Annotated in this window: 1 pseudogene; it reads left to right on the top strand. The window is 77.6% G+C overall.

The features are described 5' to 3' along the window. Positions 1–232, top strand: a pseudogene (locus G3I53_RS14315) (SAM-dependent methyltransferase); the annotation flags it as partial.

Here is a 232-nt window from a genome sequence, read left to right as displayed (position 1 = left end):
AGACGGTGCTGGACGCCTGGCGGGACTTCGACCGGGCCGGCCGCCTCGCCCCTCGGCCCGGCCTCGCCCGTTCGGTGCCCGTTCTGGAACTGCTCGACGACGACGTCGACCTCGCTCCGGCCCGCCATCTGCCGCCCGCGGTCCCCGCCGACGACGCCGGACGCCTCGACGCCGTACGGGACCGCCTCACCGAGACGCTGCGGCTGGCCGTCGGCCTCACCACGCCGCCCGC

It is taken from the genome of Streptomyces sp. SID14436, from assembly GCF_010548465.1.
Lineage (GTDB): Bacteria > Actinomycetota > Actinomycetes > Streptomycetales > Streptomycetaceae > Streptomyces.
This window is presented reverse-complemented; position numbering and strand designations above follow the sequence as displayed.